24 protein-coding genes are annotated in these 26,225 nt (G+C 56.3%); 19 read left to right on the top strand and 5 right to left on the bottom strand.

What is annotated here, in order from left to right:
• Positions 1-1,287: an aminopeptidase PepB gene (pepB, locus tag AC6I8V_RS15020; protein WP_497843045.1), complete on the top strand. Its 1,287-nt coding sequence runs from the start codon at positions 1-3 to the stop codon at positions 1,285-1,287.
• Positions 1,288-1,340: 53 nt separating this feature from the next.
• A complete protein-coding gene (sseB, locus tag AC6I8V_RS15015; protein WP_497843044.1) occupies positions 1,341-2,108 on the top strand; it encodes an enhanced serine sensitivity protein SseB in 768 nt (255 codons plus the stop codon).
• A 48-nt stretch (positions 2,109-2,156) separates the two neighbouring features.
• On the opposite strand, the gene sseA is transcribed toward sseB, so the two are convergent.
• Positions 2,157-2,999, bottom strand: coding sequence for a 3-mercaptopyruvate sulfurtransferase (gene sseA / locus AC6I8V_RS15010; protein WP_497843043.1), 843 nt, complete (start codon positions 2,997-2,999; stop codon positions 2,157-2,159).
• A gap of 254 nt (positions 3,000-3,253) precedes the next feature.
• On the opposite strand from sseA, the gene ndk reads away from it, so the two are divergent.
• The 11 genes from ndk to AC6I8V_RS14955 all read left to right on the top strand — a co-directional run bounded on the left by ndk (position 3,254) and on the right by AC6I8V_RS14955 (position 16,146).
• The gene (gene ndk / locus AC6I8V_RS15005; RefSeq protein WP_007884899.1) at positions 3,254-3,685 is read left to right on the top strand and encodes a nucleoside-diphosphate kinase; all 432 of its coding nucleotides are present in this window, start codon (positions 3,254-3,256) and stop codon (positions 3,683-3,685) included.
• 178 nt (positions 3,686-3,863) lie between these two features.
• Positions 3,864-5,033 (top strand): dual-specificity RNA methyltransferase RlmN, encoded by a 1,170-nt coding sequence (gene rlmN / locus AC6I8V_RS15000; RefSeq protein WP_497843042.1) that lies wholly within the window; start codon positions 3,864-3,866, stop codon positions 5,031-5,033.
• Positions 5,034-5,111: 78 nt separating this feature from the next.
• Positions 5,112-5,846, top strand: a complete 735-nt coding sequence (pilW, locus tag AC6I8V_RS14995) for a type IV pilus biogenesis/stability protein PilW (RefSeq protein ID WP_497843041.1) — start codon at positions 5,112-5,114, stop codon at positions 5,844-5,846.
• Positions 5,836-6,876, top strand: a complete 1,041-nt coding sequence (gene rodZ, locus AC6I8V_RS14990) for a cytoskeleton protein RodZ (protein WP_497843040.1) — start codon at positions 5,836-5,838, stop codon at positions 6,874-6,876. The genes pilW and rodZ overlap by 11 nt, the downstream gene beginning before the upstream one ends.
• 38 nt (positions 6,877-6,914) lie before the next feature.
• Positions 6,915-8,036, top strand: coding sequence for a flavodoxin-dependent (E)-4-hydroxy-3-methylbut-2-enyl-diphosphate synthase (ispG, locus tag AC6I8V_RS14985; protein ID WP_497843039.1), 1,122 nt, complete (start codon positions 6,915-6,917; stop codon positions 8,034-8,036).
• A 106-nt stretch (positions 8,037-8,142) separates the two neighbouring features.
• Positions 8,143-9,417, top strand: coding sequence for a histidine--tRNA ligase (gene hisS, locus AC6I8V_RS14980; RefSeq protein WP_497843038.1), 1,275 nt, complete (start codon positions 8,143-8,145; stop codon positions 9,415-9,417).
• Between the two features lie 39 nt (positions 9,418-9,456).
• The gene (locus AC6I8V_RS14975) at positions 9,457-10,074 is read left to right on the top strand and encodes a YfgM family protein (RefSeq protein WP_497843037.1); all 618 of its coding nucleotides are present in this window, start codon (positions 9,457-9,459) and stop codon (positions 10,072-10,074) included.
• Positions 10,075-10,093: 19 nt separating this feature from the next.
• Complete coding sequence (gene bamB, locus AC6I8V_RS14970) at positions 10,094-11,275, top strand: outer membrane protein assembly factor BamB (RefSeq protein WP_497843036.1); 1,182 nt, start codon at positions 10,094-10,096, stop codon at positions 11,273-11,275.
• Positions 11,276-11,452: 177 nt separating this feature from the next.
• Entirely contained in the window at positions 11,453-12,943 is a 1,491-nt protein-coding gene (gene der, locus AC6I8V_RS14965) for a ribosome biogenesis GTPase Der (protein WP_497843035.1), read from the top strand.
• A gap of 63 nt (positions 12,944-13,006) precedes the next feature.
• The gene (locus tag AC6I8V_RS14960; protein ID WP_497843034.1) at positions 13,007-13,243 is read left to right on the top strand and encodes a zinc ribbon domain-containing protein; all 237 of its coding nucleotides are present in this window, start codon (positions 13,007-13,009) and stop codon (positions 13,241-13,243) included.
• A 473-nt stretch (positions 13,244-13,716) separates the two neighbouring features.
• A complete protein-coding gene (locus AC6I8V_RS14955) occupies positions 13,717-16,146 on the top strand; it encodes a glucose/quinate/shikimate family membrane-bound PQQ-dependent dehydrogenase (RefSeq protein WP_497843033.1) in 2,430 nt (809 codons plus the stop codon).
• 70 nt (positions 16,147-16,216) lie between these two features.
• Here AC6I8V_RS14955 and AC6I8V_RS14950 read toward each other — a convergent pair whose 3' ends face one another.
• The 3 genes from AC6I8V_RS14950 to xseA all read right to left on the bottom strand — a co-directional run bounded on the left by AC6I8V_RS14950 (position 16,217) and on the right by xseA (position 19,056).
• The gene (locus tag AC6I8V_RS14950; RefSeq protein WP_497843032.1) at positions 16,217-16,552 is read right to left on the bottom strand and encodes a protealysin inhibitor emfourin; all 336 of its coding nucleotides are present in this window, start codon (positions 16,550-16,552) and stop codon (positions 16,217-16,219) included.
• Positions 16,549-17,562, bottom strand: coding sequence for a M4 family metallopeptidase (locus tag AC6I8V_RS14945; protein WP_497843031.1), 1,014 nt, complete (start codon positions 17,560-17,562; stop codon positions 16,549-16,551). Before AC6I8V_RS14945 ends, AC6I8V_RS14950 begins: the two co-directional genes overlap by 4 nt.
• Before the next feature lie 120 nt (positions 17,563-17,682).
• A complete protein-coding gene (gene xseA / locus AC6I8V_RS14940) occupies positions 17,683-19,056 on the bottom strand; it encodes an exodeoxyribonuclease VII large subunit (protein WP_497843030.1) in 1,374 nt (457 codons plus the stop codon).
• A gap of 170 nt (positions 19,057-19,226) precedes the next feature.
• Here xseA and guaB point away from each other — a divergent pair, with 170 nt between their 5' ends.
• From guaB to AC6I8V_RS14910, 6 genes are all read left to right on the top strand, one after another.
• Entirely contained in the window at positions 19,227-20,693 is a 1,467-nt protein-coding gene (gene guaB / locus AC6I8V_RS14935) for an IMP dehydrogenase (RefSeq protein WP_497843029.1), read from the top strand.
• 71 nt (positions 20,694-20,764) lie between these two features.
• Positions 20,765-22,345, top strand: coding sequence for a glutamine-hydrolyzing GMP synthase (gene guaA, locus AC6I8V_RS14930; RefSeq protein ID WP_497843028.1), 1,581 nt, complete (start codon positions 20,765-20,767; stop codon positions 22,343-22,345).
• A gap of 251 nt (positions 22,346-22,596) precedes the next feature.
• A complete protein-coding gene (locus AC6I8V_RS14925) occupies positions 22,597-23,301 on the top strand; it encodes a class I SAM-dependent methyltransferase (protein WP_497843027.1) in 705 nt (234 codons plus the stop codon).
• Between the two features lie 12 nt (positions 23,302-23,313).
• On the top strand, positions 23,314-24,243 hold the full coding sequence (locus tag AC6I8V_RS14920; protein WP_497843026.1) for a fatty acid desaturase family protein: 930 nt from the start codon (positions 23,314-23,316) through the stop codon (positions 24,241-24,243).
• Positions 24,244-24,269: 26 nt separating this feature from the next.
• Positions 24,270-25,097, top strand: a complete 828-nt coding sequence (locus AC6I8V_RS14915; protein WP_497843025.1) for a hypothetical protein — start codon at positions 24,270-24,272, stop codon at positions 25,095-25,097.
• A gap of 114 nt (positions 25,098-25,211) precedes the next feature.
• Complete coding sequence (locus AC6I8V_RS14910) at positions 25,212-25,994, top strand: DUF3750 domain-containing protein (RefSeq protein ID WP_497843024.1); 783 nt, start codon at positions 25,212-25,214, stop codon at positions 25,992-25,994.
• 16 nt (positions 25,995-26,010) lie between these two features.
• On the opposite strand, the gene AC6I8V_RS14905 is transcribed toward AC6I8V_RS14910, so the two are convergent.
• Positions 26,011-26,190, bottom strand: coding sequence for a GDFGVC terminal motif YodC-like protein (locus tag AC6I8V_RS14905; RefSeq protein ID WP_497843023.1), 180 nt, complete (start codon positions 26,188-26,190; stop codon positions 26,011-26,013).
• Positions 26,191-26,225: the final 35 nt, after the last annotated feature.

Below are 26,225 nucleotides of genomic sequence, written 5' to 3'. Positions count from 1 at the left end.
ATGACAACACAACCGATGACAATTACGCTCAGCTCTCAGGCCGCCGATGCGCGCTGGGGTGAAAAAGCGTTGCTGAGCAGCAATGACAGTGGCATGACCGTTCACCTCACCGGCGCGGATACGCTGATGAGCATTCAGCGCGCCGCGCGCAAACTTGATGGTCAGGGCATTCGCCACGTTGCCTTAAGCGGCGAAGGCTGGGATCTGGAGAAATGCTGGGCATTCTGGCAGGGCTATCGCGGCCCGAAAGGGCAGCGTCAGGTTGACTGGCCCGCCCTCAGCGACAGCGAGCAAAACGAGTTCGATCGCCGTCTGAAGATCGTTGACTGGGTGCGCGATACCATCAACTTACCGGCGGAAGATCTTAGCCCGGAACAGCTGGCGCACAGCGCGATCGATTTGATCGCTGACGTTGGCGGCGATGCGGTGAGCTATCGCATCACCAAAGGTGACGATCTGCGCGAGCAGGGCTACCTCGGCATTCATACCGTGGGCCGTGGTTCGAGCCGCGCCCCGGTGCTGCTGGCGCTGGATTACAATCCTGGCGGCACGGATACCACCCCGGTTTATGCCTGTCTGGTCGGCAAAGGCATCACCTTTGATACCGGCGGTTACAGCCTGAAGCAGAGCAGCTTTATGGATTCCATGAAGTCCGATATGGGTGGCGCGGCCACGCTGACCGGCGCGCTGGCGCTGGCGATTTCCCGCGGTCTGAATAAGCGCGTGAAGCTGTATCTGTGCTGTGCCGACAACATGGTCAGCGGCAATGCATTCCGTCTCGGCGATATCATTCGCTACCGCAACGGTAAAACCGTTGAAGTGATGAACACCGATGCGGAAGGGCGTCTGGTGCTGGCGGATGGCCTGATCGATGCCAGCGAGCAGAATCCTGAGCTGCTGATTGATGCGGCAACGCTGACCGGCGCGGCAAAAACCGCACTCGGCAACGATTACCATGCGCTGTTTACCTTTGACGACGTGCTGGCGCAATCGCTGCTGGGCAGCGCGGCCGGTGAAAACGAAGCCTTCTGGCGTTTGCCGCTGGCGGAGTTCCACCGCAGCCATCTGCCGTCGAATTTTGCCGATCTGAATAACATCGCCAGCCCGGCACACGCAGCGGGCGCCAGCAGCGCAGCAGCGTTCCTGTCGCATTTCGTCAGCAAGTACCAGCAGGGCTGGCTGCATATCGACTGCTCGGCAACCTACCGTAAAAGCGCGGTGGATCAGTGGTCCGCAGGCGCAACCGGCCTTGGTGTGCGCACCATCGCAAATCTGTTACTGAAATAATCCCGCAGACGGCAGGCGCAAACCTGCCGTCTTTTTTTTTGGAAAAACCAATCATGAGTAACCGTCTTGAAGAGGTGCTGAAGCTGGCCGCCACTGAGCCTGCGCACCGTCCGGAGTTTTTTCAACTGTTGCTGGAAGCGGATGTCTGGGTACCGGGCGAGAGCAGCGCGCAACAGTTTGATGCCACCACGCCTGTCGATCTGCTGCATTGGGAAAAGGAGGAGGGCGGCAGCGTCATCCCGTTTTTCACCTCTGAACAGGCGATGAGCGAAGCGATCAAGGATGAACAGCCTTACCTGCGTTTGCCGGTGCGTACGCTGTTTGAAATGACGCTGGGGGAAACGCTGTTTCTCAACCCGAAATTACCGGCTGGGAAAGAGTTTTCACCCGGTGAGATTGCGCATCTGCTGGGAGAAGAGGGCAGTGCGCTCAGCCAGCAAACGGTGCTGGAGGGCGGCCATGCGTTGCTGCTGTCTAAAGTGGCTGAACCGCCCGCGCAGATGATCGATTCACTGACCCAGCTGTTTGCTAAATACAAACAGGTGCGTCGCGCCTATGTTGCCAGCATTCGCGAGCAGGCTGACGAAGAGCCGAATCTGCTGATTGGCATCGAGGCGGATAGCGATATTGAAGAGATTATTCAGGCGGCGGGTAGCGTGGCGACCGATACGCTCACCGAGGATGCGCCGATTGATCTTTGTGAAGTGGTGAGCGGCGAGCATGGCGTCAGCCATTTCTTCACCGCCCACATCACGCCGTTTTACGAACGTCGCTGGGGCAGTTTCCTGCGTGACTTCAAAGGCAGCCAGCGCATTATCTGACCCTGAAAAACTGTAGGGTCGCCATTTATGGCGACCTGGTCGATACCCTTATTTTTCGATCGGCAAATCGTCGCGGCTGCCCCATTCGCCCCAGGAGCCATCGTACAGCGTGACATTGCGCACCCCGAGCGCGGTCAGTGCCAGAATCACCACCACCGCCGTTACACCGGACCCACAGCTGGCAATGATCGGCTGGTCCAGTTTCAGGCCCGCTTTATCAAACTCCGCACGCAGTTCCGCCTCGGGTTTCAGGGCACCATTCACCACCAGATTGTTCCACGGCACGTTGAGGCTGTTGGGGATATGCCCACGCAGCAAGCCTGGACGGGGTTCATCCACCTCGGCATTAAAACGGTTGGCCGCGCGGGCATCGACAATCTGCTCGCCGCCTTCATGGCTGATCAGCAGCACATCGGTCAGGCGTCTGACCTGCGCGCTGTCATACTCCGCTTCGAACTCCCCTTCCGGCAGACTGACCGGCCCGGTCGCCAGCGCATAACCGGCGGCTTTCCAGCCCGCCAGGCCATCCGCCAGAATCGAAACACGGGTACAACCAAAGGCACGCAGCATCCACCAGGCGCGCGGCGCGGAGAACAGGTTGCCTTCGTCATACACCACCAGATGTTTATCTTTGCTGACGCCCAACTCACGCATCGCCACGGCAAAGGCTTCGGCGCGCGGCATCATATGCGGGTAAGGGCTGGTGTGATCGGACAGCGCTTCGATATTAAAGAAAGGGGCGTCGGGCAGATGGCCCGCCAGATACTCCGCCTGGATATCACGCACGGCTTCCTGGCCGGGGGGGAGCATACGGGCATCCAGCACCTGCAAGGTTTCCTCGGTGCAATGTTCTTTTAACCAGTCAGCGGACACAAACAGGGGAGCTGTCATAGCAACCTCTTCTCATCATCGGGAAAAACTCAGTGTCCGGGAATGTGCAAGCCATCTCAAGGGCAACTAAGGAGAAAGTTACGGTGTTGCGTGGGCTATTGCATATTTTTTGCGTGTCTGCCCCGACAGAAATCAATTATTTTCAATAATTCCTACGATCGCCAATAGGCAACGCCCGACGATGTCCCTATAATCGGCGCGTTTTCTTACCGGGCCGGTTCCCGGTTTCTTCAGGATGCTAAATAGAGGTCAACATGGCAATCGAACGTACTTTCTCAATCGTTAAACCAAACGCCGTCGCTAAGAACGTGATTGGTGCTATCTACAACCGTTTTGAAAGCGCGGGCTTCAAAATCGTTGGCGCAAAAATGCTGCACCTGACCAAAGAGCAGGCTGAAGGCTTTTACGCGGAGCACAAAGGTCGTCCGTTCTTCGATGGTCTGGTTGAATTCATGACCTCTGGTCCGGTTGTGGTTTCTGTGCTGGAAGGCGAAAACGCCGTTCAGCGTCACCGTGACCTGATGGGTGCAACCAACCCGGATAACGCACTGGCTGGTACTCTGCGTGCTGACTACGCTGACAGCTTCACCGAAAACGCCACTCACGGTTCAGACTCTGCCGAATCTGCTGCCCGTGAAATCGCGTACTTCTTCGCTGAGAACGAAGTCTGCCCGCGCACCCGCTAAGGTGAACGTTGGCGGAACATTTACACCTTTTCACCGGGTGTAAAAGGGTTCCCCCTGGCATCATGCCGCAGATGTAGTACAATTATGCGCCCTTGTTGAGCCTCGCTCAGCGAGGGCGCTGTTTTTTTCCTATTCTTAACCAGAGCCATAACGTGTAACAACGAGGCCAGAGAACATTATGTCCGAACAGATTGTGACGCCGTCGTCCGCTTCCCCCGTGGTTGTCTCCCCGAAAAACGAAAAAATTAACCTGCTGGATCTGAACCGTCAGCAGATGCGTGAATTCTTTCTTTCGCTTGGTGAAAAGCCGTTTCGCGCCGATCAGGTGATGAAGTGGATGTATCACTACTGCTGCGATGATTTCGAGCAGATGACCGATATCAACAAAGTGCTGCGCGGCAAGCTGATGCAGTTAGCTGAAATTCGCGCGCCGGAAGTGGCGGAAGAGAAACGCTCCAGCGATGGCACCATCAAGTGGGCGATTCGCGTTGGCGATCAACTGGTGGAGACCGTGTATATCCCGGAAGATGACCGCGCCACGCTGTGCGTCTCGTCCCAGGTGGGGTGTGCACTGGAATGCAAATTCTGTTCGACGGCGCAGCAGGGCTTTAACCGCAACCTGCGCGTCTCTGAAATTATCGGCCAGGTATGGCGCGCCGCCAAAATCATCGGCGCTGCTAAAGTCACCGGCCAGCGTCCGATCACCAACGTGGTGATGATGGGCATGGGCGAGCCGCTGCTTAACCTGAACAACGTCGTCCCGGCGATGGAGATCATGCTGGATGACTTCGGCTTTGGTCTGTCAAAACGTCGCGTCACGCTGTCAACGTCGGGCGTCGTTCCGGCGCTCGACAAGCTGGGCGATATGATTGACGTCGCATTGGCGATCTCGCTTCATGCGCCGAATGACAAGCTGCGCGATGACATCGTGCCGATCAACAAGAAATACAATATCGAAACCTTCCTCGGGGCGGTGAAACGCTACCTGTCGAAGTCGAACGCGAACCAGGGGCGCGTTACCATTGAGTACGTGCTGCTGGACCACGTCAATGACAGCACCGATGACGCGCATCAGCTGGCCGAGTTGCTTAAAGACACGCCGTGCAAAATCAACCTGATTCCGTGGAACCCCTTCCCGGGCGCGCCTTATGGCCGCAGCTCCAACAGCCGTGTCGATCGCTTCTCTAAAGTGCTGATGGAGTATGGTTTTACCACCATCGTACGTAAAACGCGTGGTGATGATATCGACGCCGCCTGTGGTCAGCTGGCCGGTGATGTTATTGATCGTACCAAACGTACCATGCGTAAAAAAATGGCGGGTGAGCCGATCTCTGTGAAGGCGCTCTGAAAGCCAGCGCCTGGTGATGTTCACCGGGCGTGACTCGTGTCAGTCTCTGCCGCCTGAAGGATTCAGGGAGAAGAGACGATGCGTAAAGGATTACCCGGAGTAGTGCTGGCTGGCTTTGTTGTAACCGGTTGTGTCAGTCAGCCAGCGCGCCAGGGGGCGGCAGATATTCGTCTGCAACTGGGATTACACTATCTGGCGGCGAAAGATTTTCCGTCCGCGCAGCGTAATTTGCTGCGGGCACAACAGGCTGCACCGAAGGATTATCGTGTCCCGCTGGCGCTTGCACGCGTGGCCCAGGCGCAACAGAATATTGCGCAAACGCGTTGGTACTACCAGCGCGCGCAGCAACTGGCTCCGGCCAACGGTTACGTCGCTAACAATTACGGTGCGTTTCTTTGCGGTTTAAGGCAGTATGGCGAAGCGCATCAACAGTTTAAGCTGGCGGTTGATGCGCAGGAACCCGATGCCCGTCAGGATGCATTGCTGTTTTCGGGCTATTGTTACCTGCAAGCTGAAGATTATGCCGCCGCGCGCACGCAATTGATCAACGCGCTCGATAACGCCCCGGAGCAGGGTAAGCAACTGCTTGAGGAAGCGGAAAGGCAATTTGACCAGCAAGCCTGGAGCAAGGTTTCGTTGCTCTTAGCGGTTTATTACCACCGGCTGCCTGCCAGCGCAGACAGTTTATGGTTACAGATACGTTTCGCCGCGCAACAGGGAAACGCTGCTGACGTTACACGTTATGGCGACCGGTTGGCGCGAAGTTTTCCACAATCGATACAGTACCAGCGTTATTTAGCTAATGAATACTGAAGCCACTCAAGAGAAATCTGCAGTACATTCCACAGGTGAACGCCTGCGTCTGGCCCGTGAGCAGATGGGGCTGACCCAGCAAAACGTCGCTGAACGCCTGTGCCTGAAACTTTCGACCGTACGCGATATTGAAGAGGACAAGTCGCCTGCTGATTTAGCCTCAACTTTCCTGCGCGGTTACATTCGATCCTATGCACGACTGGTGCATGTGCCGGAAGACGATCTGCTGCCGATGATGGCGAAGCAGGCACCGGTACGCGCGGCTAAAATCGAGCCGATGCAGAGCTTCTCGTTGGGTAAACGCCGCAAGAAACGCGATGGCTGGTTGATGATCTTCACCTGGCTGGTGATTTTTGTCGTGATCGGTCTGACCGGTGCCTGGTGGTGGCAGAACCATAAAGCCTCTCAGGAAGACCTGGTCTCCATGGCTGACCAGAACGGCAGCAATAATGGTGACAACAGCCAGTCAATTCCGCTGGGCGACAACAGCGGCAGCGATAATTCCGCTGCTGCCGACAGCGCCGCCGGTACGCCGATTGATAACGGCGCCGGTGCGGTAGCCACGCCGAACAATGATACCAGCGCCCCGGCCGCTGCCAGCAATGCCCCTGCGGCAAACGGCAGCGCACCAGCGGCGCAGAGCAGCGACAACAACGCCGTGGTCGCTCCGAGCCAGGCTCCGGTTGATACCGCGCCGCCGGCGCCGACCTCGCCAGCGCCGGCCAACAGCGTTGCTGGCCAGCTGCCTACCGGTAGCGCAGGCGTGAGCCAGGCGGCCAGCGATGCTAATGCGCTGGTGATGAACTTTAAAGCCGACTGCTGGCTGGAAGTGACCGATGCTTCCGGCAAAAAGCTGTTCAGCGGATTGCAACGTAGCGGTGGTAAGCTCAGCCTGTCTGGTAAGGCTCCGTATCATCTGAAAATTGGTGCGCCATCCGCTGTAGAGGTGCAATATCAGAATCAGCCCGTTGATTTAAGTCGTTTTATCCGTAATAACCAGGTTGCTCGTCTGACGGTGGGCGCGCAATAACGCGCGTCTCGCTTTTCGGGTAATTGTGGAGAGAGAATATGCATAACGAAGCACCCATTATCCGTCGCAAATCAACGCGGATTTACGTCGGCAAGGTGCCAGTCGGCGACGGTGCGCCTATTGCCGTTCAGTCTATGACCAACACCCGCACCACGGATGTTGAAGCTACGGTCAATCAGATCAAAGCGCTGGAGCGCGTGGGTGTCGATATCGTCCGCGTGTCGGTGCCGACCATGGATGCGGCAGAAGCCTTTAAACTGATTAAGCAACGCGTCAATGTGCCGCTGGTCGCGGATATTCACTTTGACTACCGTATTGCGCTGAAAGTCGCTGAGTATGGCGTTGATTGCCTGCGTATTAACCCCGGCAACATCGGCAATAACGAACGTATCCGCCAGGTGGTGGATTGCGCGCGCGAATACAATATCCCGATCCGCATCGGCGTTAACGCCGGTTCGCTGGAAAAAGATCTGCAGGAAAAGTATGGCGAGCCAACGCCGCAGGCGCTGCTGGAATCGGCCATGCGCCATGTGGATCACCTCGATCGTCTCAACTTTGATCAGTTCAAAGTCAGCGTCAAAGCCTCTGACGTGTTCCTTGCCGTTGAATCCTATCGTCTGCTGGCGAAAGCCATCGATCAGCCGCTGCATCTCGGTATCACCGAAGCGGGCGGCGCTCGCGCGGGCGCAGTGAAATCCGCCATTGGTTTGGGTTTGCTGCTGTCAGAAGGGATCGGCGATACGCTGCGTATTTCGCTGGCGGCTGACCCGGTTGAAGAGGTTAAAGTCGGTTACGACATCCTCAAATCCCTGCGCATTCGTTCGCGCGGCATCAACTTTATCGCCTGCCCGACCTGCTCACGTCAGGAGTTTGACGTAATCGGCACGGTGAACGCGCTGGAAGAACGTCTGGAAGACATCATCACGCCGATGGATATCTCCATCATTGGTTGTGTGGTGAACGGACCGGGCGAAGCCACGGTCTCGACGCTGGGCGTCACCGGCGGCAACAAGAAAAGCGGTTTCTACGAAGATGGCGTGCGTCAGCGCGATCGTCTCGATAACCATGACATGATCGACCAGCTGGAAGCGCGTATTCGCGCCAAAGCCTCAATGCTGGATGAAAGCCGCCGCATCAACGTGCAGCAGCTGGAAAAATAAGGGAAGGCGCGCCGTCGATGCGCGCCAGTTTGTGATTGAACCTGTGCGGTTTCATCCTCATAAGGTATGATGCCGGACAGGTTTTTTTGTCTTAAGAGATTCTAACGTGGCGAAGAATATTCAAGCGATTCGCGGGATGAACGATTACCTGCCTGCGGATACCGCGATCTGGCAACGTATCGAAGGCACGCTCAAGCAGGTGCTGGCCAGCTATGGTTACAGTGAAATCCGCCTGCCGATCGTTGAGCAGACCCCGCTGTTCAGCCGCGCGATTGGTGAAGTCACCGACGTGGTTGAAAAAGAGATGTACACCTTCGAGGATCGCAATGGCGAAAGCCTGACGCTGCGTCCGGAAGGCACTGCGGGCTGCGTGCGCGCCGGTATCGAACATGGTCTGCTCTACAACCAGGAGCAGCGTCTGTGGTACATGGGACCGATGTTCCGTTACGAGCGTCCGCAGAAAGGTCGTTATCGCCAGTTCCACCAGATGGGCGCCGAAGTCTTTGGCTTGCAGGGACCGGACGTTGACGCTGAGCTGATCATGATGACCGCGCGCTGGTGGAAAGCGCTGGGCATCGCCGATCACGTCCAGCTGGAACTCAACTCTATCGGTTCGCTGGAAGCGCGTGCGAACTACCGCGATGCGCTGGTTGCCTTCCTTGAACAGCATAAAGAGGTGCTGGACGAAGATTGTAAACGCCGCATGTACACCAATCCGTTGCGCGTGCTGGATAGCAAAAATGCCGATGTGCAGCAGCTGCTGAATGATGCCCCCACCCTCGGCGACTTCCTCGATGAAGACTCGCGTGCGCACTTCAGCGGCTTGTGTGCCCTGCTGGACGACGCGGGCATTAAGTACCGCATCAATCAGCGTCTGGTGCGTGGCCTCGATTACTACAACCGTACCGTGTTTGAGTGGGTGACCAGCGCACTCGGCTCACAGGGCACCGTCTGCGGCGGTGGTCGTTACGATGGTCTGGTTGAACAGCTGGGTGGACGTGCAACCCCGGCGGTCGGTTTTGCGATGGGTATGGAGCGTCTGGTGCTGCTGGTGCAGGCCGTCAATCCGGAATTTGAACCGACGCGCATTGTTGATGTCTATGTTATCGCTTCGGGGCAGGGCGTTCAGTCCGCCGCGATGCAGCTGGCGGAAAAACTGCGTGATGCTGAACCGCAACTGAAGCTGATGACCAACTTCGGCGGCGGCAACTTCAAGAAGCAGTTTGCCCGTGCAGACAAGTGGGGCGCGCGCATTGCGCTGGTGCTGGGCGAAGATGAAGTGAAAACCGGTCAGGTGGTGATTAAAGACCTGCGTACCGGTGATCAGCAGACGCTGGCCCAGAGTGAAGCCGCCGCGACGTTGCGCACGCTGTTGCAGTAAGCGTGACATCGCAACAGCCATTTTAAAGAGAGGGATTGCGTGGAAGTTTACAGCAACGAAAACGAACAGGTTGATGCGCTGCGCCGCTTTATTGCCAACAATGGCAAAGCACTGGCGGTAGGCGTTGTCATCGGTATCGCGGCACTGGGCGGTTGGCGCTGGTGGGCCAGCCATGAAACCGGTGCTGACAAAGCTGCCTCAGCGCAGTATCAGCAGCTGACCAGTGCGATGCAGGCCGATAAGCCGCAGACGCTGGAAGCCGTGGCCAGTTTTGCCGGTGAAAACAACAACACCTATGGTGCGCTGGCGTCACTGGATCTGGCGAAACAGTACGTTGATACCAATCAGCTGGATAAAGCTATCGCTCTGCTGCAAAGCGGGCTGAAAGACACCAAAGATGCCAACCTGCAGGCGGTGATTAACCTGCGTCTGGCACGCATTCAACTGCAACAAAATCAGGCCGATGCCGCACTTTCTACCCTCAACAATGTTAAGGGTGATGGCTGGACAGCTATCGTAGCGGACATTCGTGGTGAAGCACTGCTGAGCAAAGGCGACAAGCAGGGCGCGCGTGATGCCTGGAGCAAAGGTGCGGAGTCGCAAGCCTCCCCGGCACTGAAGCAAATGCTGCAGATGAAGATGAATAACTTAAGTTAAGCCAGTCAAGAGAGCGCACATGGAATTACGTAAATACCTGCTGCCAGGGCTGATTTCAGTCACTCTGCTCAGCGGTTGCTCGCTGTTCAGCGGCGAAGAAGATGTAGTGAAAATGGCCCCGCTGCCGAAGGTAGAAAACCAGTTTACGCCGCAGACCGCGTGGAGCACATCCGTGGGTGATGGCGTAGGTGACTTCTACTCGAATCTGCATCCGGCCTGGCAGGACGGCGTCGTCTATGCGGCTGACCGTTTTGGCGTGGTAAAAGCCCTGGATGCCAGCAACGGTAAAGAAAAATGGAAAGTGGACCTCTCTGAGAAGACCGGCTTCTTCTCGAAAAACATCTCCGCACTGCTGTCTGGCGGCGTCACCGTTAACGGCGACCGCATCTTTATCGGCAGCGAGCGTGGTCAGGTTTATGCGCTGAACACCAGCGATGGCAGCATCGCCTGGCAGACCAAAGTGGCCGGTGAAGCGTTGTCGCGTCCGGTGGTGAGCGATGGCCTGGTACTGATTCACACCAGCAACGGCATGTTGCAGGGTCTGGATCAGAACAGCGGCGCGTCTAAATGGAGCGTCAACCTCGATATGCCGGCGCTGTCCCTGCGCGGTGAATCGGCCCCGACCGTTGCCTTTGGCGGCGCGATCGTCGGCGGCGACAATGGTCGCGTCAGCGCGGTGATCATGAACCAGGGCCAGATCATCTGGCAGCAGCGTATTTCGCAGCCGAGCGGTGCAACGGAGATCGATCGTCTGAATGACGTCGATACCACGCCGGTGGTGGTGAATGGTGTGGTTTACGCGCTGGCCTACAACGGCAACCTGACCGCTCTGGAACTGCGTTCTGGTCAGATTCTGTGGAAACGCGAAATTGGCGGCGTGAAAAATCTGATCGTCGATGGCGGTCGTATTTATCTGGTCGATCAGGATGACCGCGTTGATGCGCTGAATGCTGACGGCGGTGTTGCTATCTGGCGTCAAAGCGAGTTGCTGCATCGCAACCTGACTTCGCCGGTGCTGTTCGATGGCTACCTGGTCGTCGGCGATAGCGAAGGCTATGTTCACTGGATCAACACGCTGGATGGCCGCTTTGTGGCACAGCAGAAACTTGACAGCTCCGGCTTCCAGACCGAACCGGTCGTCGCGGGCGACAAGCTGCTGATCCAGGCGAAAGGCGGTGAGGTTTACGCCATTACGCGTTAATGGTTCAGCTTTACGGGCTGCGAAGCCCGTTGCTGCAACGGCTCCTGATTCGTCAGGGGCCGTTTCGTTTTTAGTCAGGCATGGTATCCTTAGCGCCTTCAGCCTGACGCCTTCCGGCAAATGTCGTTATAATCACGCCATTCGGGCGATTCAATTTTAAAAACTGAGGCAAGTGTTATGGTACCTGTGGTCGCGCTGGTTGGGCGTCCCAATGTGGGAAAATCTACGCTGTTTAACCGTTTAACGCGCACTCGTGATGCGCTGGTAGCGGATTTTCCTGGACTGACTCGCGATCGCAAATATGGTCGCGCCGAAGTGGAAGGGCGCGAATTTATTGTTATCGATACCGGCGGTATTGATGGCACCGAAGAAGGTGTGGAAAACCGCATGGCGGAGCAGTCGCTGCTGGCGATTGAAGAAGCGGATGTGGTGCTGTTCATGGTGGATGCCCGTGCGGGCGTGATGCCAGCCGATCAGCAGATCGCCAATCACCTGCGTTCGCGTCAAAAAGCGACTTTCCTGGTGGCGAATAAAACCGACGGTCTCGATCCGGAAGCGGCGGTGCTGGACTTCTACTCGCTCGGTCTGGGTGAGATCCATGCCATTGCTGCGTCGCACGGCCGTGGGGTAACGACCCTGCTGGAAACCGCGCTGCTGCCGTGGATGGAAGAGATCGACCCGCAGGAAGTCACCGAGGAAGACGAAAACGAAGCCTACTGGGCGGCGTTAGCGGCTGAAGAAAACGGCGAAGCGCTGGAAGGCGAGGAAGAAGAGGAGTTCGATCCAACCGGCCTGCCGATCAAACTGGCGATTGTTGGACGTCCTAACGTTGGTAAGTCAACGCTCACTAACCGTATCCTCGGTGAAGACCGCGTGGTGGTGTACGACATGCCTGGCACCACGCGTGACAGCATCTACATCCCGATGGAGCGCGACGATCGTGAATATATTCTGATCGACACCGCCGGGGTACGTAAGCGTGGCAAAATCACCGACACCGTGGAGAAATTCTCGGTGATCAAAACGTTGCAGGCGATTGAAGACGCTAACGTGGTGATGCTGGTGATTGATGCCCGTGCCGGTATCTCCGACCAGGATCTGTCGCTGTTAGGCTTTATCCTCAATAGCGGTCGTTCGCTGGTGATCGTGGTCAACAAGTGGGATGGACTGACGCAGGAGATCAAAGATGAAGTGAAAGAGACGCTGGATTTCCGTCTCGGCTTTATCGACTTCGCGCGTGTGCACTTCATCTCCGCGCTGCACGGCAGCGGTGTAGGCAACCTGTTTGAATCGGTGACGGAAGCCTACGACTGTTCCACCAAACGTGTGAACACCTCGATGCTGACGCGCATCATGAATATGGCGGCCGAAGATCATCAGCCACCGTTGGTACGTGGTCGTCGCGTGAAGCTGAAATATGCGCACGCCGGTGGTTACAACCCGCCGATTGTGGTGATCCACGGTAATCAGGTGAAGGATCTGCCGGATTCATACAAACGTTATCTGATGAACTACTTCCGCCGTTCGCTGAACGTGATGGGTACGCCGATTCGTATTCAGTTTAAAGAAGGCGATAACCCGTTTGCGGGTAAACGTAACCTGCTGACACCGACGCAGCAGCGTAAACGTAAACGTCTGATTTCGCATCTGAAAAAGAACAAGCGTTAACAGGATGAGGGCCATTGCGGCCCTCATTTTTTTTGCCATCGACCCGGTGGCGCAGGAGAAATCATGAACGCCGAATGTCCGTCCTGTCAGCAACCACTCACTCACAACGCTGACGGCTTCGACTGCCCAAACTGCGGCAGCCATTACGCGCAAATTGCCTTATGCCCGACCTGTCACCAGCCGTTACAGGTGCTGAAAGCCTGCGGTGTGGTGGATTATTTCTGTCAGCAGGGCGATGGCCTGATTTCGAAAAAGCGTGTGGAGTTTATACCGGATGTGGCAAACGCGTCCCCCTTGTAGCGACGCGATTTATCGCGCGGTTTTGATCTCCTTCGCTGACCTTGCGCGATAAAAACGTGCAGTCATAGCCCTGCATCTTCCCGTCATAGGCGAACCACAGCACCCGCGCTGCGGCGGTTCCACACGGCCGCTACGCCAGTCACCCCAAAAAACCCATTTCCGCTTTCATAATTTTTAATAAGTTACGACTGGATTTGTAGCAAAAATGCTATTAGCCAGTAACTCCTGCGTTATGCATATTCACTTCTTAACGTACCAGGTGGTACAATTCTGCCGCCTTGTGGTGAGTCTGGCAGCGTTTCGCTGTGTCCTTCCTCACAGGCACTGCAACACGGGCATTGCACCCGTACCAATAGTTCTAAAATAAAGACGTAAACGAAACGATTCCTGCTACAGGCGCAGCAGGATATCTGTGACTGGGCGACACCCAATGCCCGGCACCAACGCTTTATTTTTTCAGGAGAGTTTGTGTTATGGCAGAAAATTCCGCTCGCCCCTGCAAAGGGTTGAGCATCTGGTCTGTATTGTTCGGACTGGTCCTGTTGGCCGTTGGCCTGTTCTTCGCGATCGGCGGCGGTAAGCTGGTCTCCCTTGGCGGCAGCTGGTACTTCCTCATCGCCGGTATCGTGATGTTGCTGTCAGCGATCCAATTCTTCCGTCGTAAATCCTCAGCCGTCACGCTGTTTATCCTGGTATTCGTCGGTACGCTGATTTGGGCGCTGGCTGATGCAGGCTGGGATTTCTGGCCCCTGATTTCGCGTCTGATGGTGCCTGCCGGTCTGATGCTGCTGGCCTTCCTGACCTGGCCAGCACTGCGTAAGGCAGAAGGCAAAAGCTCACTGGCTAAAGTCTCTTATGCGCTCTCTGCGGTGATTGCCGTGGGTATGGTGGCGGCGTTTGTTCAGATGTTCCAGCCGCACCCGACCGTGGCCTTTGAAGGTAAAGAGCTGCCGCTGATTCCGGTGGATAAAGCGAAGCAGCAGAAAGACTGGGACAACTACGGCAACACCCCAGGCGGTAACCGCTTCGTAGCACTGGATCAGATCACCCGTGATAACGTTAAAGACCTGAAAGTGGCCTGGACGTTCCACACCGGCGACATTCCGATCAGCCCTGGCGGCAACGGTGCGGAAGATCAGGAAACCCCGCTGCAGGTTGGCAACACTCTCTACCTGTGTACACCGCATAACAACGTGATCGCCGTTGCGGCGGATACCGGCAAGCAGATCTGGAAACGTGAAATCAACGCCCAGTCTCAGGTGTGGAACCGCTGCCGTGGTCTGGCGTATTTTGACGCAACCAAACCGCTGACTCAGCCGTCTCAGCCTGGCTCCACGCCGGTAACACCGGTAACGCTGGCCGCTGGTGACACCTGTCAGCGTCGTCTCCTGATGAACACCATCGATGCGCGTCTGATTGCTATCAACGCCGACAACGGTGAACTTTGCGACAACTTCGGCAACCACGGCGAAGTTGATCTGAAAGCAGGCCTCGGCAAAGCGCCGGACCCGCAGTATCAGCTGACGTCGGCACCGGCGATGGCGGGCACCACCGTCGTGGTGGGTGGTCGTGTTGCGGATAACGTACAGACCGACATGCCTGGCGGCGTGCTGCGTGGTTTCGACGTTATCACTGGCCAGATGCGCTGGGCGTTTGACCCAGGCAGCGTGGACCCGAATGCGGTACTGATGCCGGGCAAAGACTACACCCGTAGTACCCCGAACTCCTGGGCGCCGATGTCCTACGATCCGGCAATGAACACCGTGTTCCTGCCGATGGGTAGCCCGTCTGTTGACCTGTGGGGTGCGAACCGTACCCGTCTGGATCACAAATACGGCGCAGCCGTACTGGCGCTGGATGCCACCACCGGTAAAGAGAAGTGGGTTTATCAGACCGTGCATAACGATCTGTGGGACTTCGACCTGCCGATGCAGCCGAGCCTGGTAGACTTCCCGATGAAGGATGGCACCACCAAACCGGCGGTCGTCATCGGTGCTAAAACCGGCATGATTTGGGTGCTGGATCGCCTGACCGGCAAGCCTTTGACTAAGGTTGAAGAGCAGCCGATGCCGCAGGGCCACATCCCGAACGAGCAGTACACCCTGACCCAGCCGCACTCGGTTGAAATGCCGAATATCGGCAACCAGACCCTGAAAGAGTCTGACATGTGGGGCGCGACGCCGTTTGACCAGCTGGTATGTCGTATCAGCTTCAAATCAATGCGTTACAACGGCCTGTTCACCGTGCCGGATACCGATGTCTCCCTCAGCTTCCCAGGTTCACTGGGTGGTATGAACTGGGGCAGCATCTCGTTTGACCCGAACAACCAGTACATGTTCGTCAACGATATGCGTCTGGGCCTGTGGGTGCAGATGGTTCCGCAGGACACCACCAAAGCGGCAGCCAGCAACGGTGGCGAATCGGTCAACACCGGTATGGGTGCGGTACCGCTGAAAGGCACGCCGTACGCAGTAAACAAAAACCGCTTTATGTCACCGCTGGGTATTCCGTGCCAGGCTCCGCCGTTCGGTACCATGTCCGCGATTGATATGAAGACCCGTAAGATTGTCTGGCAGGTGCCGGTAGGTACAGTGCAGGATACCGGTCCGTTCGGTATTAAGATGCACGCGCAGATGCCAATTGGTATGCCGACGCTGGGTGGTTCTTTGGCGACGCAGGGCGGCCTGGTGTTCTTCGCCGGTACTCAGGATTACTACCTGCGTGCGTTCGACAGCTCAAGCGGTAAAGAAGTATGGAAAGCCCGTCTGCCAGTGGGTAGCCAGGGTGGCCCAATCAGCTACGTTTCTCCGAAAACTGGCAAACAGTACATCCTGATCTCCGCAGGCGGTGCGCGTCAGTCTCCGGATCGTGGTGATTATGTGATTGCGTACGCGCTGCCGTAACGATCACAACAACGGCCAGTGCCTGCTGGCCGGTTAAACGAAAAAAGGACCGACATCGCCGGTCCTTTTTTTATGCCTGTTCGCCGTCACGCCACAGGGCTTCCAGCGCGGGTGGGGCCACCTGCTCGGGGATCAGGATGACGATCGTCCCGGCCTCATGGTGGGTGGCATAGCTGATTTGAATGCGAAAATAGCGTTGATCGCCTCGACCGATATTCGGCGCCTGATCTTCCGGTTCCCCCAACGGCATCGCCTGTTCCAGCACTTCACACACCCGCTGCTTCTGCGGTGCAGGCAACTGCGCCAGCGTGAAACGCCGTTGCGTTTGCAGCCGGGGAATAAATGCCAGACCGCCTTCGCGCGCCAGTTCGATAATCGCGTCATCGGTCAGTTCGGGGATGTTCACGTCACACCTACCTGCTGCCACGCGGACGCGATCGCATCCGCCACCGAACGGTTAAAGCGTTTGCTGGCGTGCTGCACGGTAAAGCGGGCAAAGGTGCTGAAATCGGCATCCTGCGGCAGCGTCTTGTCACACAGCGTGTCATACCATGCCTGACCCGCCAGCTCCCAGGCAAAGCCGCCCAGCGCTTTGGCAGCGAGGTAAAACGCCCGGTTGGGAATGCCGGAGTTGAGATGCACGCCGCCGTTATCGTCGCGGGTATCGATGTAATGTGCCATATCGGCAGGCTGTGGATCTTTGCCGAGCATCGGATCGTCGTAGGCGGTGCCAGGGGCGGACATCGATCGCAATCCTTTGCCCTTGATCCCGGCAGCCAGCAAGCCTTCGCCGATAATCCAGTCAGCCTGATCTGCGGTCTGCTGGCGGTTAAATTGCTTCACCAGCGAACCAAATACATCGGATATCGACTCATTCAGCGCCCCGGATTGGGCGAAGTAAACCAGCCCGGCTTCGCTCTCCGTCACGCCGTGGGTTAGCTCATGCGCCACGACATCAATGGCGATAGTAAAGCGATTGAAAATCTCGCCATCGCCGTCGCCAAACACCATCTGCTGACCGTTCCAGAAGGCGTTCTGGTACTCCTGGCCATAGTGCACGCTGCCGTCCAGCTTCAGTCCTTTGTTATCCAGCGAATTGCGTTTGTAGACCTGCCAGTAAAAATCGTAGGTGATGCCGAGGTAGTTCCAGGCTTCTTCGGCGGCCACGTCACCATTGTCGGGCTGGCCTTCCGTGCGGATCAGCGTTCCCGGCAGATTTTGCGTATGTTCGGCATCGTAAATGGCGCGCACCACCTGGCCTGGGGTTGAGGTGGTCGCGGGTGGCGCGCTGTGGTTATGTTCAGCCATCAGGTGCTGAACGTGGGTGAGGGTACGACGGGCATAGTCCTGCTGCGGGCCAGAACCGTTGGCGATGATATTGCGCAGGATGTAAGGAGGGATCACGTTAAAAGACATACCAGACTCCCTGGCGAATAATGACTGTGCCAAAAAGTATAGTTCGATTGCGTTGAGAATGAATTCGCACCCGACCCGATAAACATAGGGTCGGCATTGATGCCGGCCAGGCCGGGGTGATTATGTGCGCGTCTTGCGGGCGGCGGTTTTTTGCGGCTTGAGCGCCGTGACCTCACTCTCCACCCAGCCATCATCCAGCCGGGTACGCAGCACATCGCCTTTGCTCAGCTGCGCCATTTTCTTCACCACATGGCCGGTGGTATCGGTAGTCACGCTAAAGCCGCGTGCCAGGGTCGCCAGCGGGCTGACGCCCTCCAGCTGGGCCGCCAGGGTGCCAAAACGTTGACGATGCTGATTGAGCTGCTTTTCCATGCCTTGTTGCAGGCGATAGTTCCAGCGTTCCAGCTGCTGCTGCGCACGCAGAATGCGTTGCTGTGGCTGCTGTGCGTTTAAACGCTGCACCAGACGCTCCTGCTGGCGACTGGCGGCGCGCATCCGCTGATCCAGTGCATCACCCAGCCGACGCTGTAATTGCAGCAGAGCGGTCTGCTGACGCGCCAGACGCAGCTGTGGGTGCTGCTGTTGCAGGCGGTGCTGAATACGGGTGAAAACGCGTTGCTGCTGCGCCAGATAGTAATCCATCGCCATTTCCAGCCGTTGCTGCTGAGACTGCAAACGCCGCAGCAGCTCCAGCTGATTCCGGCTGACCAGTTCAGCGGCGGCGGAGGGGGTGGGCGCACGCAGGTCGGCAACAAAATCGGCGATGGTGACATCGGTTTCATGCCCCACGGCGCTGACAATCGGCAGGCGGCTGGCAAAAATGGCGCGCGCCACGCGCTCATCGTTGAAGCTCCACAAATCCTCTAACGAACCGCCGCCACGGCCGACAATCAGCACGTCGCATTCGTCACGCTGGTTTGCCAGCTCGATGGCGCGCACAATCGCCGCCGGGGCATCCACGCCCTGTACCGCCGTGGGATAGATCACCACCGGCAGCGAAGGGTCGCGACGATGGAGCACGCGCAGCACGTCGTGCAGCGCGGCACCGGTGGCTGAGGTGATTACACCAACCTGACGCGCCGGGTCCGGCAACGGCTGCTTGAATTGCGCGTCAAACAGGCCTTCCGCCGCCAGCCGTGTTTTCAGCTGCTCAAACTGCTGTTGCAGCAGGCCTTCGCCCGCCGGATGCATACTTTCGATAATCAGCTGATAGTCGCCGCGCGGTTCGTACAGGGTGATGCTGGCACGCACCAAAACCTGCTGACCATGCTGCGGACGAAACGCGACGCGACGGTTGCTGTTGCGGAACATGGCACAGCGTACCTGCGCGCCATCATCCTTCAGCGTGAAGTACCAGTGGCCGGAAGCCGGTTGCGTGAAGTTGGAGATCTCCGCGCTGAGCCAGACCAGGCCCATTTCATTTTCCAGCAGTTGGCGCACCGTGGTATTCAGGCGGCTAACGGTAAAAATATTGGCGGTTGGTGGCAGCGACATGTGATGGAGATCAAATATTAAATCAGAGGGTTAATCAACCGATACTACATGGCTGAACCAGAGGATCAAGACTTTTTCTGAAAAAACACTGGAGGCAACCGATTTCGGCCTGTATAATGCCGCGGCAATATTTTATCTGTTCTCATTCACCCCCAGGTTGAGATATTGCCATGCTAAGAATCGCTAAAGAAGCACTCACATTCGACGACGTTCTGCTCGTTCCTGCTCATTCTACCGTTCTGCCTAACACGGCCGATCTCAGCACTCAACTGACGAAAAACATTCGTCTGAACATCCCTATGCTCTCCGCTGCTATGGACACCGTGACCGAAGCTGGTCTGGCGATTGCCCTGGCACAGGAAGGCGGTCTGGGCTTTATCCACAAAAACATGTCGATCGAGCGCCAGGCGGAAGAAGTTCGCAAGGTGAAGAAACATGAAAGTGGCGTCGTTACCGATCCGCAAACCGTGCTGCCAACCTCGCCGCTGGCAGATGTCAAAGCCCTGACCGAGCGTAACGGCTTTGCCGGTTACCCGGTAGTCAACGCGGATAACGAGCTGGTGGGCATCATCACCGGTCGTGACGTGCGTTTCGTTACCGATCTGAGCCAGCCGGTCTCTGCGGTGATGACGCCGAAAGAGCGTCTGGTTACGGTGAAAGAAGGCGAAGCGCGCGACGTGGTTCTGCAGAAAATGCACGAAAAACGCGTTGAGAAAGCGCTGGTGGTGGACGACAGCTTCCATCTGCTCGGCATGATCACCGTTAAAGATTTCCAGAAAGCGGAACGTAAACCTAACGCCTGTAAAGATGCACAGGGTCGTCTGCGCGTCGGTGCTGCGGTAGGTGCCGGTGCGGGCAACGAAGAGCGCGTAGATGCGCTGGTGGCCGCTGGCGTTGACGTTCTGCTGATCGACTCCTCTCACGGTCACTCTGAAGGCGTGTTGCAGCGTATCCGTGAAACCCGTGCTAAATACCCTGACCTCGAAATCATCGGCGGCAACGTTGCTACCGGTGCTGGCGCCCTGGCGCTGGCAGAGGCGGGTGTGAGCGCGGTTAAAGTGGGTATCGGCCCTGGCTCCATCTGTACGACCCGTATCGTCACTGGCGTGGGCGTTCCGCAGATCACCGCCGTGTCCGACGCGGTTGAAGCGCTGGAAGGCACCGGCATTCCGGTTATCGCTGATGGCGGTATCCGTTTCTCTGGCGACATCGCGAAAGCGATCGCAGCCGGTGCGGCGGCGGTGATGGTGGGTTCGATGCTGGCGGGTACGGAAGAATCTCCGGGCGAAATCGAGCTGTATCAGGGCCGTTCGTTCAAATCCTACCGTGGTATGGGTTCACTGGGCGCGATGTCTAAAGGCTCCTCAGACCGTTACTTCCAGAGCGATAACGCCGCTGACAAACTGGTACCGGAAGGTATCGAAGGTCGCGTTGCCTACAAAGGCCGTCTGAAAGAGATCGTACACCAGCAGATGGGCGGCCTGCGCTCCTGTATGGGTCTGACCGGTTGCGGCACCATCGACGAACTGCGTACCAAAGCGGAGTTTGTGCGCATCAGCGGCGCGGGTATCTCTGAAAGCCATGTGCATGACGTGACCATCACGAAAGAGTCGCCGAACTACCGCATGGGTTCATAATCCCGTAAGATTTACCGCCCGGCTTAAGCCGGGCGCTTTTATTATTAAGTCCATCCCATGGAAACGCCGCAATGACGACTGAAAATATTCATAAACATCGCATTTTGATCCTCGATTTTGGTTCTCAGTATACGCAACTGGTCGCGCGCCGCGTGCGTGAGCTGGGCGTCTACTGCGAACTCTGGGCGTGGGATGTCACCGAAGAGCAAATTCGTCAGTTCAACCCGAACGGCATCATCCTTTCTGGCGGTCCGGAAAGCACCACTGAGCTGAACAGCCCGCGTGCGCCGGAATACGTCTTCAACGCTGGCGTGCCGGTGCTGGGCGTGTGCTACGGTATGCAGACCATGGCTATGCAGCTGGGTGGTAAGGTTGAAGGTTCGACTGAGCGTGAGTTTGGTTACGCGCAGGTTGAAGTGAAAACCCCGAGCGCGCTGGTTCGTGACATCGAAGATGCCATCAGCGACGCGGGCAAACCGCTGCTGGACGTGTGGATGAGCCACGGCGACAAAGTGACGGCGATCCCGTCTGACTTCGTTACCGTTGCCAGCACCGAAACCTGTCCGTTTGCCATCATGGCGAACGAAGAGAAGCGTTTCTACGGCGTGCAGTTCCACCCGGAAGTGACTCACACCCGTCAGGGTCTGCGTATGCTGGAGCGCTTTGTGCGTGATATCTGCGGCTGTGAAGCGCTGTGGACCCCGGCGAAAATCATCGAAGACGCGATTGAGCGTATCCGCGTGCAGGTTGGCAACGACAAAGTGATCCTCGGCCTGTCGGGCGGCGTGGACTCCTCCGTGACCGCAATGCTGCTGCACCGTGCGATTGGCGACAGTCTGACCTGCGTATTCGTCGATAACGGCCTGCTGCGTCTTAACGAAGCGGATCAGGTGCTGGAGATGTTTGGTGACCACTTCGGTCTGAACATCGTCCATGTGGCGGCAGAAGGGCGCTTCCTTGACGCGCTGGCTGGTGAAAACGATCCGGAAGCGAAACGTAAAATCATCGGCCGCGTATTCGTTGAAGTGTTCGACGAAGAAGCAAGCAAGCTGACCGACGTTAAATGGCTGGCACAGGGCACCATCTACCCGGACGTGATCGAATCAGCGGCCTCTGCCACCGGCAAAGCGCATGTGATCAAGTCGCACCACAACGTGGGCGGTCTGCCGAAAGAGATGAAGCTGGGTCTGGTGGAACCGCTGAAAGAGCTGTTCAAAGACGAAGTGCGCAAAATCGGTCTGGAACTCGGTCTGCCGTACGCTATGCTCTACCGTCACCCGTTCCCGGGTCCGGGCCTGGGTGTTCGCGTGCTGGGCGAAGTGAAGAAAGAGTACTGCGACCTGCTGCGTCGTGCGGATGCCATCTTCATCGAAGAACTGCATAAAGCGGATCTCTACAACAAAGTCAGCCAGGCGTTCACCGTATTCCTGCCAGTGCGTTCAGTGGGCGTGATGGGCGATGGCCGTAAATATGACTGGGTAGTTTCGCTGCGTGCGGTGGAAACCATCGACTTTATGACCGCGCATTGGGCGCACCTGCCGTACGATTTCCTCGGCCGCGTGTCCAACCGCATCATCAACGAAGTGAACGGCATTTCCCGCGTGGTTTACGATATCTCTGGTAAGCCGCCAGCGACGATTGAGTGGGAATAAGTCAGTCCCCTTCAGCAAGCCACCCGGTGTGGCTTGCTGCTCTCGCTTCAGATGCTCCGCGCCTTTCCCTGCCACTTTTTCTGATCCTCGCCAATCACCTGAATTGTCCCCAAAACAGGCGGCTATTTACCCCACGGTCTCTCCCGTCGCAACGTTAATATAGCGAAAATGTGCTTCTGTCCCTCGATGCCAGCCAGACGCGGCTGAATCCTGGTGCGCAGGATGATGACCTAAGGTGAAAGGAGAGGGGTGTGAACAGTTCAGTTATTGATTTTTTGTCCGGTTACAGCAGCGGTATCAACGAGATAAAGTTAAAAGATCTGCTAAACCTGAAAAACGCCTGTTCCGATGATGAGAAAATCTCCACGCTTTTCCCGCCGGTAGAAATTGGCAGCATTACGCTGGTGGATCAGATTGTCCTGCTGAGCCTGCTGAAAATCACCCTGCCGAAAAAGCTGCTCGAAGTGGGTACTTACCTCGGCTATTCCACCACGGTGCTGGCGATGAACAGCACGGCCACTCTCTATTCGCTCGATTTGCCCGATGATGCCTGCCTGGAAACCCAGTTCGACAGCGACAAGATCTTAACCGATGGCGATGTGAACGATGATTTCCTGCGTCACACGCAATCGATTGAAGGCGCCGTGTATCTGGAAAATTTAACCACCGAGCAGCGCGCCAGAGTTCACCTGATCAAAAAAGACTCCACCCAGGTTAATTTCCTCCAGACATTCGGCGAACTGGATTATGTGTTTGTCGATGGCGGACACGCCTTCGATATTATTAAAAGCGACACGGAAAACGCTTTGCAGGCCGTCAGCAAAGGCGTGGTGATCTGGCATGATTATGCGTCCGGTATTCACAGTGATGTCACAGACTATCTGCATACCCGCGATGATCTTAAAATATTCCATGTGAAAAACTCGTTGTGCGCATTTTCCTTTGTGGGATTTTAAGCGGAGAAAACCATGCGCATTACCGACGTGATTGATAAAAGCACTCTGCGGGCGTTGTCAGCGACCAATAACTGGATCGCCACTGCTCATGTCGCCCTGCGCCTTGCAATTGAGTTGTTCCTGATATTTTTGTTATTCAAAACGCAGCAGCATTTTCTGTTGCTGGTTTTGACTATTTTGCTGCTCGGTTTTGTCCATAGCTTCTGGGGTTATGCCGGTTATGCCCATGAGCTGTTTCACAAACGCGTATTTTCCTCAAAGCGCGCCAACCAGTTATTGTTTCGCTTTTCCGCGGCGGTGACATTCAATAATCGGGCATTTTTCGAAGCCAGCCATATGCGCCATCACAGTAAAACCTTCAGTGATGATGATGAGGAAGGGCACAGTTTTCAGAACTGGAGCCGGGCAAATATTATTCGCTATGCCCTTTTCGATTACACCTTTATGTGGCGTAAGGTGACTTATACCATTAAAAATGCCGTGGGTATTATTCCGGCGTCGTTTGCTACGATCAGAGCGAATATTCAGCGGGCCGCCATCGAAGTGATTGCGCTGAATATGATTATTTATCTGGCGATTTATCTCGCTACGCAAAGCGCGGTGGTGGTGCTGGCCTGGTTTATCGCGCAGTTTTCCTGTCAGCTGCCTAATCGTATGCTGGCGCAGGCGCAACATCTTGGTCTTGAAGAACAAAAAGATATCGGGCCATTAGGGCATTCCCGCACCATAAAGCTGCCGATGTGGCTGGCGTTTTTATATTCCAATATGAATTACCATTGTGAACATCACATTATGCCCGGCATTCCTTATTATCATTTGCCTGAACTGAATCGATTATTAAAAGCGTCGGGTGTGAAATTTGAAGAGGTTGGGGTGGGTTATCTGTTTAGCACCTTCTGGGATGAAGTTGCGCGTGAACAGCAGAAACTGGCGTGTGAATAACGGCCCCGGCTTATCTGGAGAGTGAAATGAATATTGAAGAACTTATCGCGGCGGAAAAACACTATTTCGCACCGATGATCGCCAGAGCGGAACAGGCCACCGCCGAACAGCGTGCCTTGTGGCAACAAGAGACGGTGCGTGAAAGGCAGGAGAGAATCTCTCTGGAGGTGTTTGATTCGGTCGATGGCCGGGTGAAATATGGTCCGTTTAACGGGATGCGTTTAAATCGGGAAACCTGGTGGGGCAAACTCGATTTAGGTTCTCAGTGTCTTGGGCTGTATGAAAAGGAGTTGCTGGACTACATTGACGCGCTGCCCGAAGATCACTTTTCTCATTTTATCGATATTGGCGCTGCGGATGGTTATTACGCCATCGGGATGCTGGTATCGAAAAAAATTAAACGCTGCATCTGTTTTGAGCAGTCAGAAAAAGGCCGGGAAACGATTCTGGCGAACTGGCAACGCAATCACGCGCCGGGCAGTGTGCAAATCCTGGGTGAAGCGAATGAACAAAGCCTGGCGTCATTATCAGCGGCAGAGTTGCAGCGTGCGCTGGTATTAATCGATATCGAAGGATTTGAATTTGAATTGCTGAGCGCCGCTTTCTTAGAAAAACTTAAACACTGCACCATCATTATCGAAGTTCATAACTGGGTGGATGATTTTCTGACCAAATATAGCGCGTTGCTGCGCAATGCGGACCCGCTCTTTAGCATCGAAAGGGTTGAACGTATCGACCGTGCAACCAGCCATCTGCCAGAACTGCGCGATATGACTGATGACAATCGTCTGCTTTTTACCTCCGAGCGGCGGCCCTGCATGATGCGTTTCTTAAAGCTGACCCCGAAAACGTAGCGCTGTCTGGCAGGCGTGGCACGCGCGATGCATTGACTTCAGACCGCGAATGCCAGAGGATGCAATTTCTGAACAAGAATTCAGCATCCTGCCACGCTCTCTTCGGATATCGCTATGCTCACCTTTAAGGCATTTTCCCTGTTTGTGGTTGCCATCATCCTGCTGTCGCTGTGTGCCAGTCTGGCGCAGGCCACACGCAACGGCGAGCTAAGCAACGAAAGCGGCGGCTGGTGGTCGGCACGACGTGATTCCGCGGGTATTGCACCGGATCCGCAGCGCTATGCCGCCGAAGCCATTGTGCAGGTGTATGCCGCACCGACTTACGGCTGGAAGGGCGCGGTGGCGGTGCATCCGTGGATCATCTTTAAACGCGCTGGCGAAACGCATTATCACCGCTACGAGGTGATCAGCTGGGGCAGCGGCGACAAGGTGCGGCACAACGCGAATCTGCCGGATGGTTACTGGTACGGCGCACGGCCAAGGTTGCTGGTCGATCATCGCGGAGCGGAAGCGCAGGCGATGATTCCGCAGATTGAAGCGGCAATTAAATCCTACCCGTGGCCTGAGACCTATCACGCCTGGCCTGGGCCAAACAGCAACACCTTCCTCGCTCATATTGGTCGTGAAGTGCCAGCGCTGAAACTGGATTTACCGGCGAACGCGCTGGGCAAAGATTATCGTCCGTTGTGGCGTCCGATCGGCTTGCCACCGTCAGGGCGGGGGATTCAGGTGTCGATCCTCGGCGTGGCGGGTGTCACCCTGGGGGCGGAAGAGGGATTTGAACTGAACGTGCTGGGCCTGAGTATGGGGCTGAGTTTTTCGCCGCTGCGGCTGCGGCTGCCGTTTATTGGCGGCCTGGGCAGCGACAATCTGCAACAGGATAATCCGCCGGGTTAAGCACCCGGCGAGGCTATCAGCACACGCCGAAGTCACCGTCTTCGTGGTAAAGATTGACGCTGTCAGCCTTTACCTGAATCTCTTTCTTTGCAGCATCATCCACGCGCGCGCACCACAGGGTATCGCCTTCTACCCGCAGCACTAACATCTTTGGACCACCGGTTTTCGACTGCACGAAATCATCCACGTTAAACATTCCACTGCTCCCGTTCGATTAATGGTATCGGCTGA

This window comes from Pantoea sp. X-Soil-TKNS-1207, assembly GCF_059730485.1.
The sequence above is the reverse complement of the archived record's forward strand: the minus strand, read 5'-3'. Positions and strand labels throughout refer to the sequence as shown.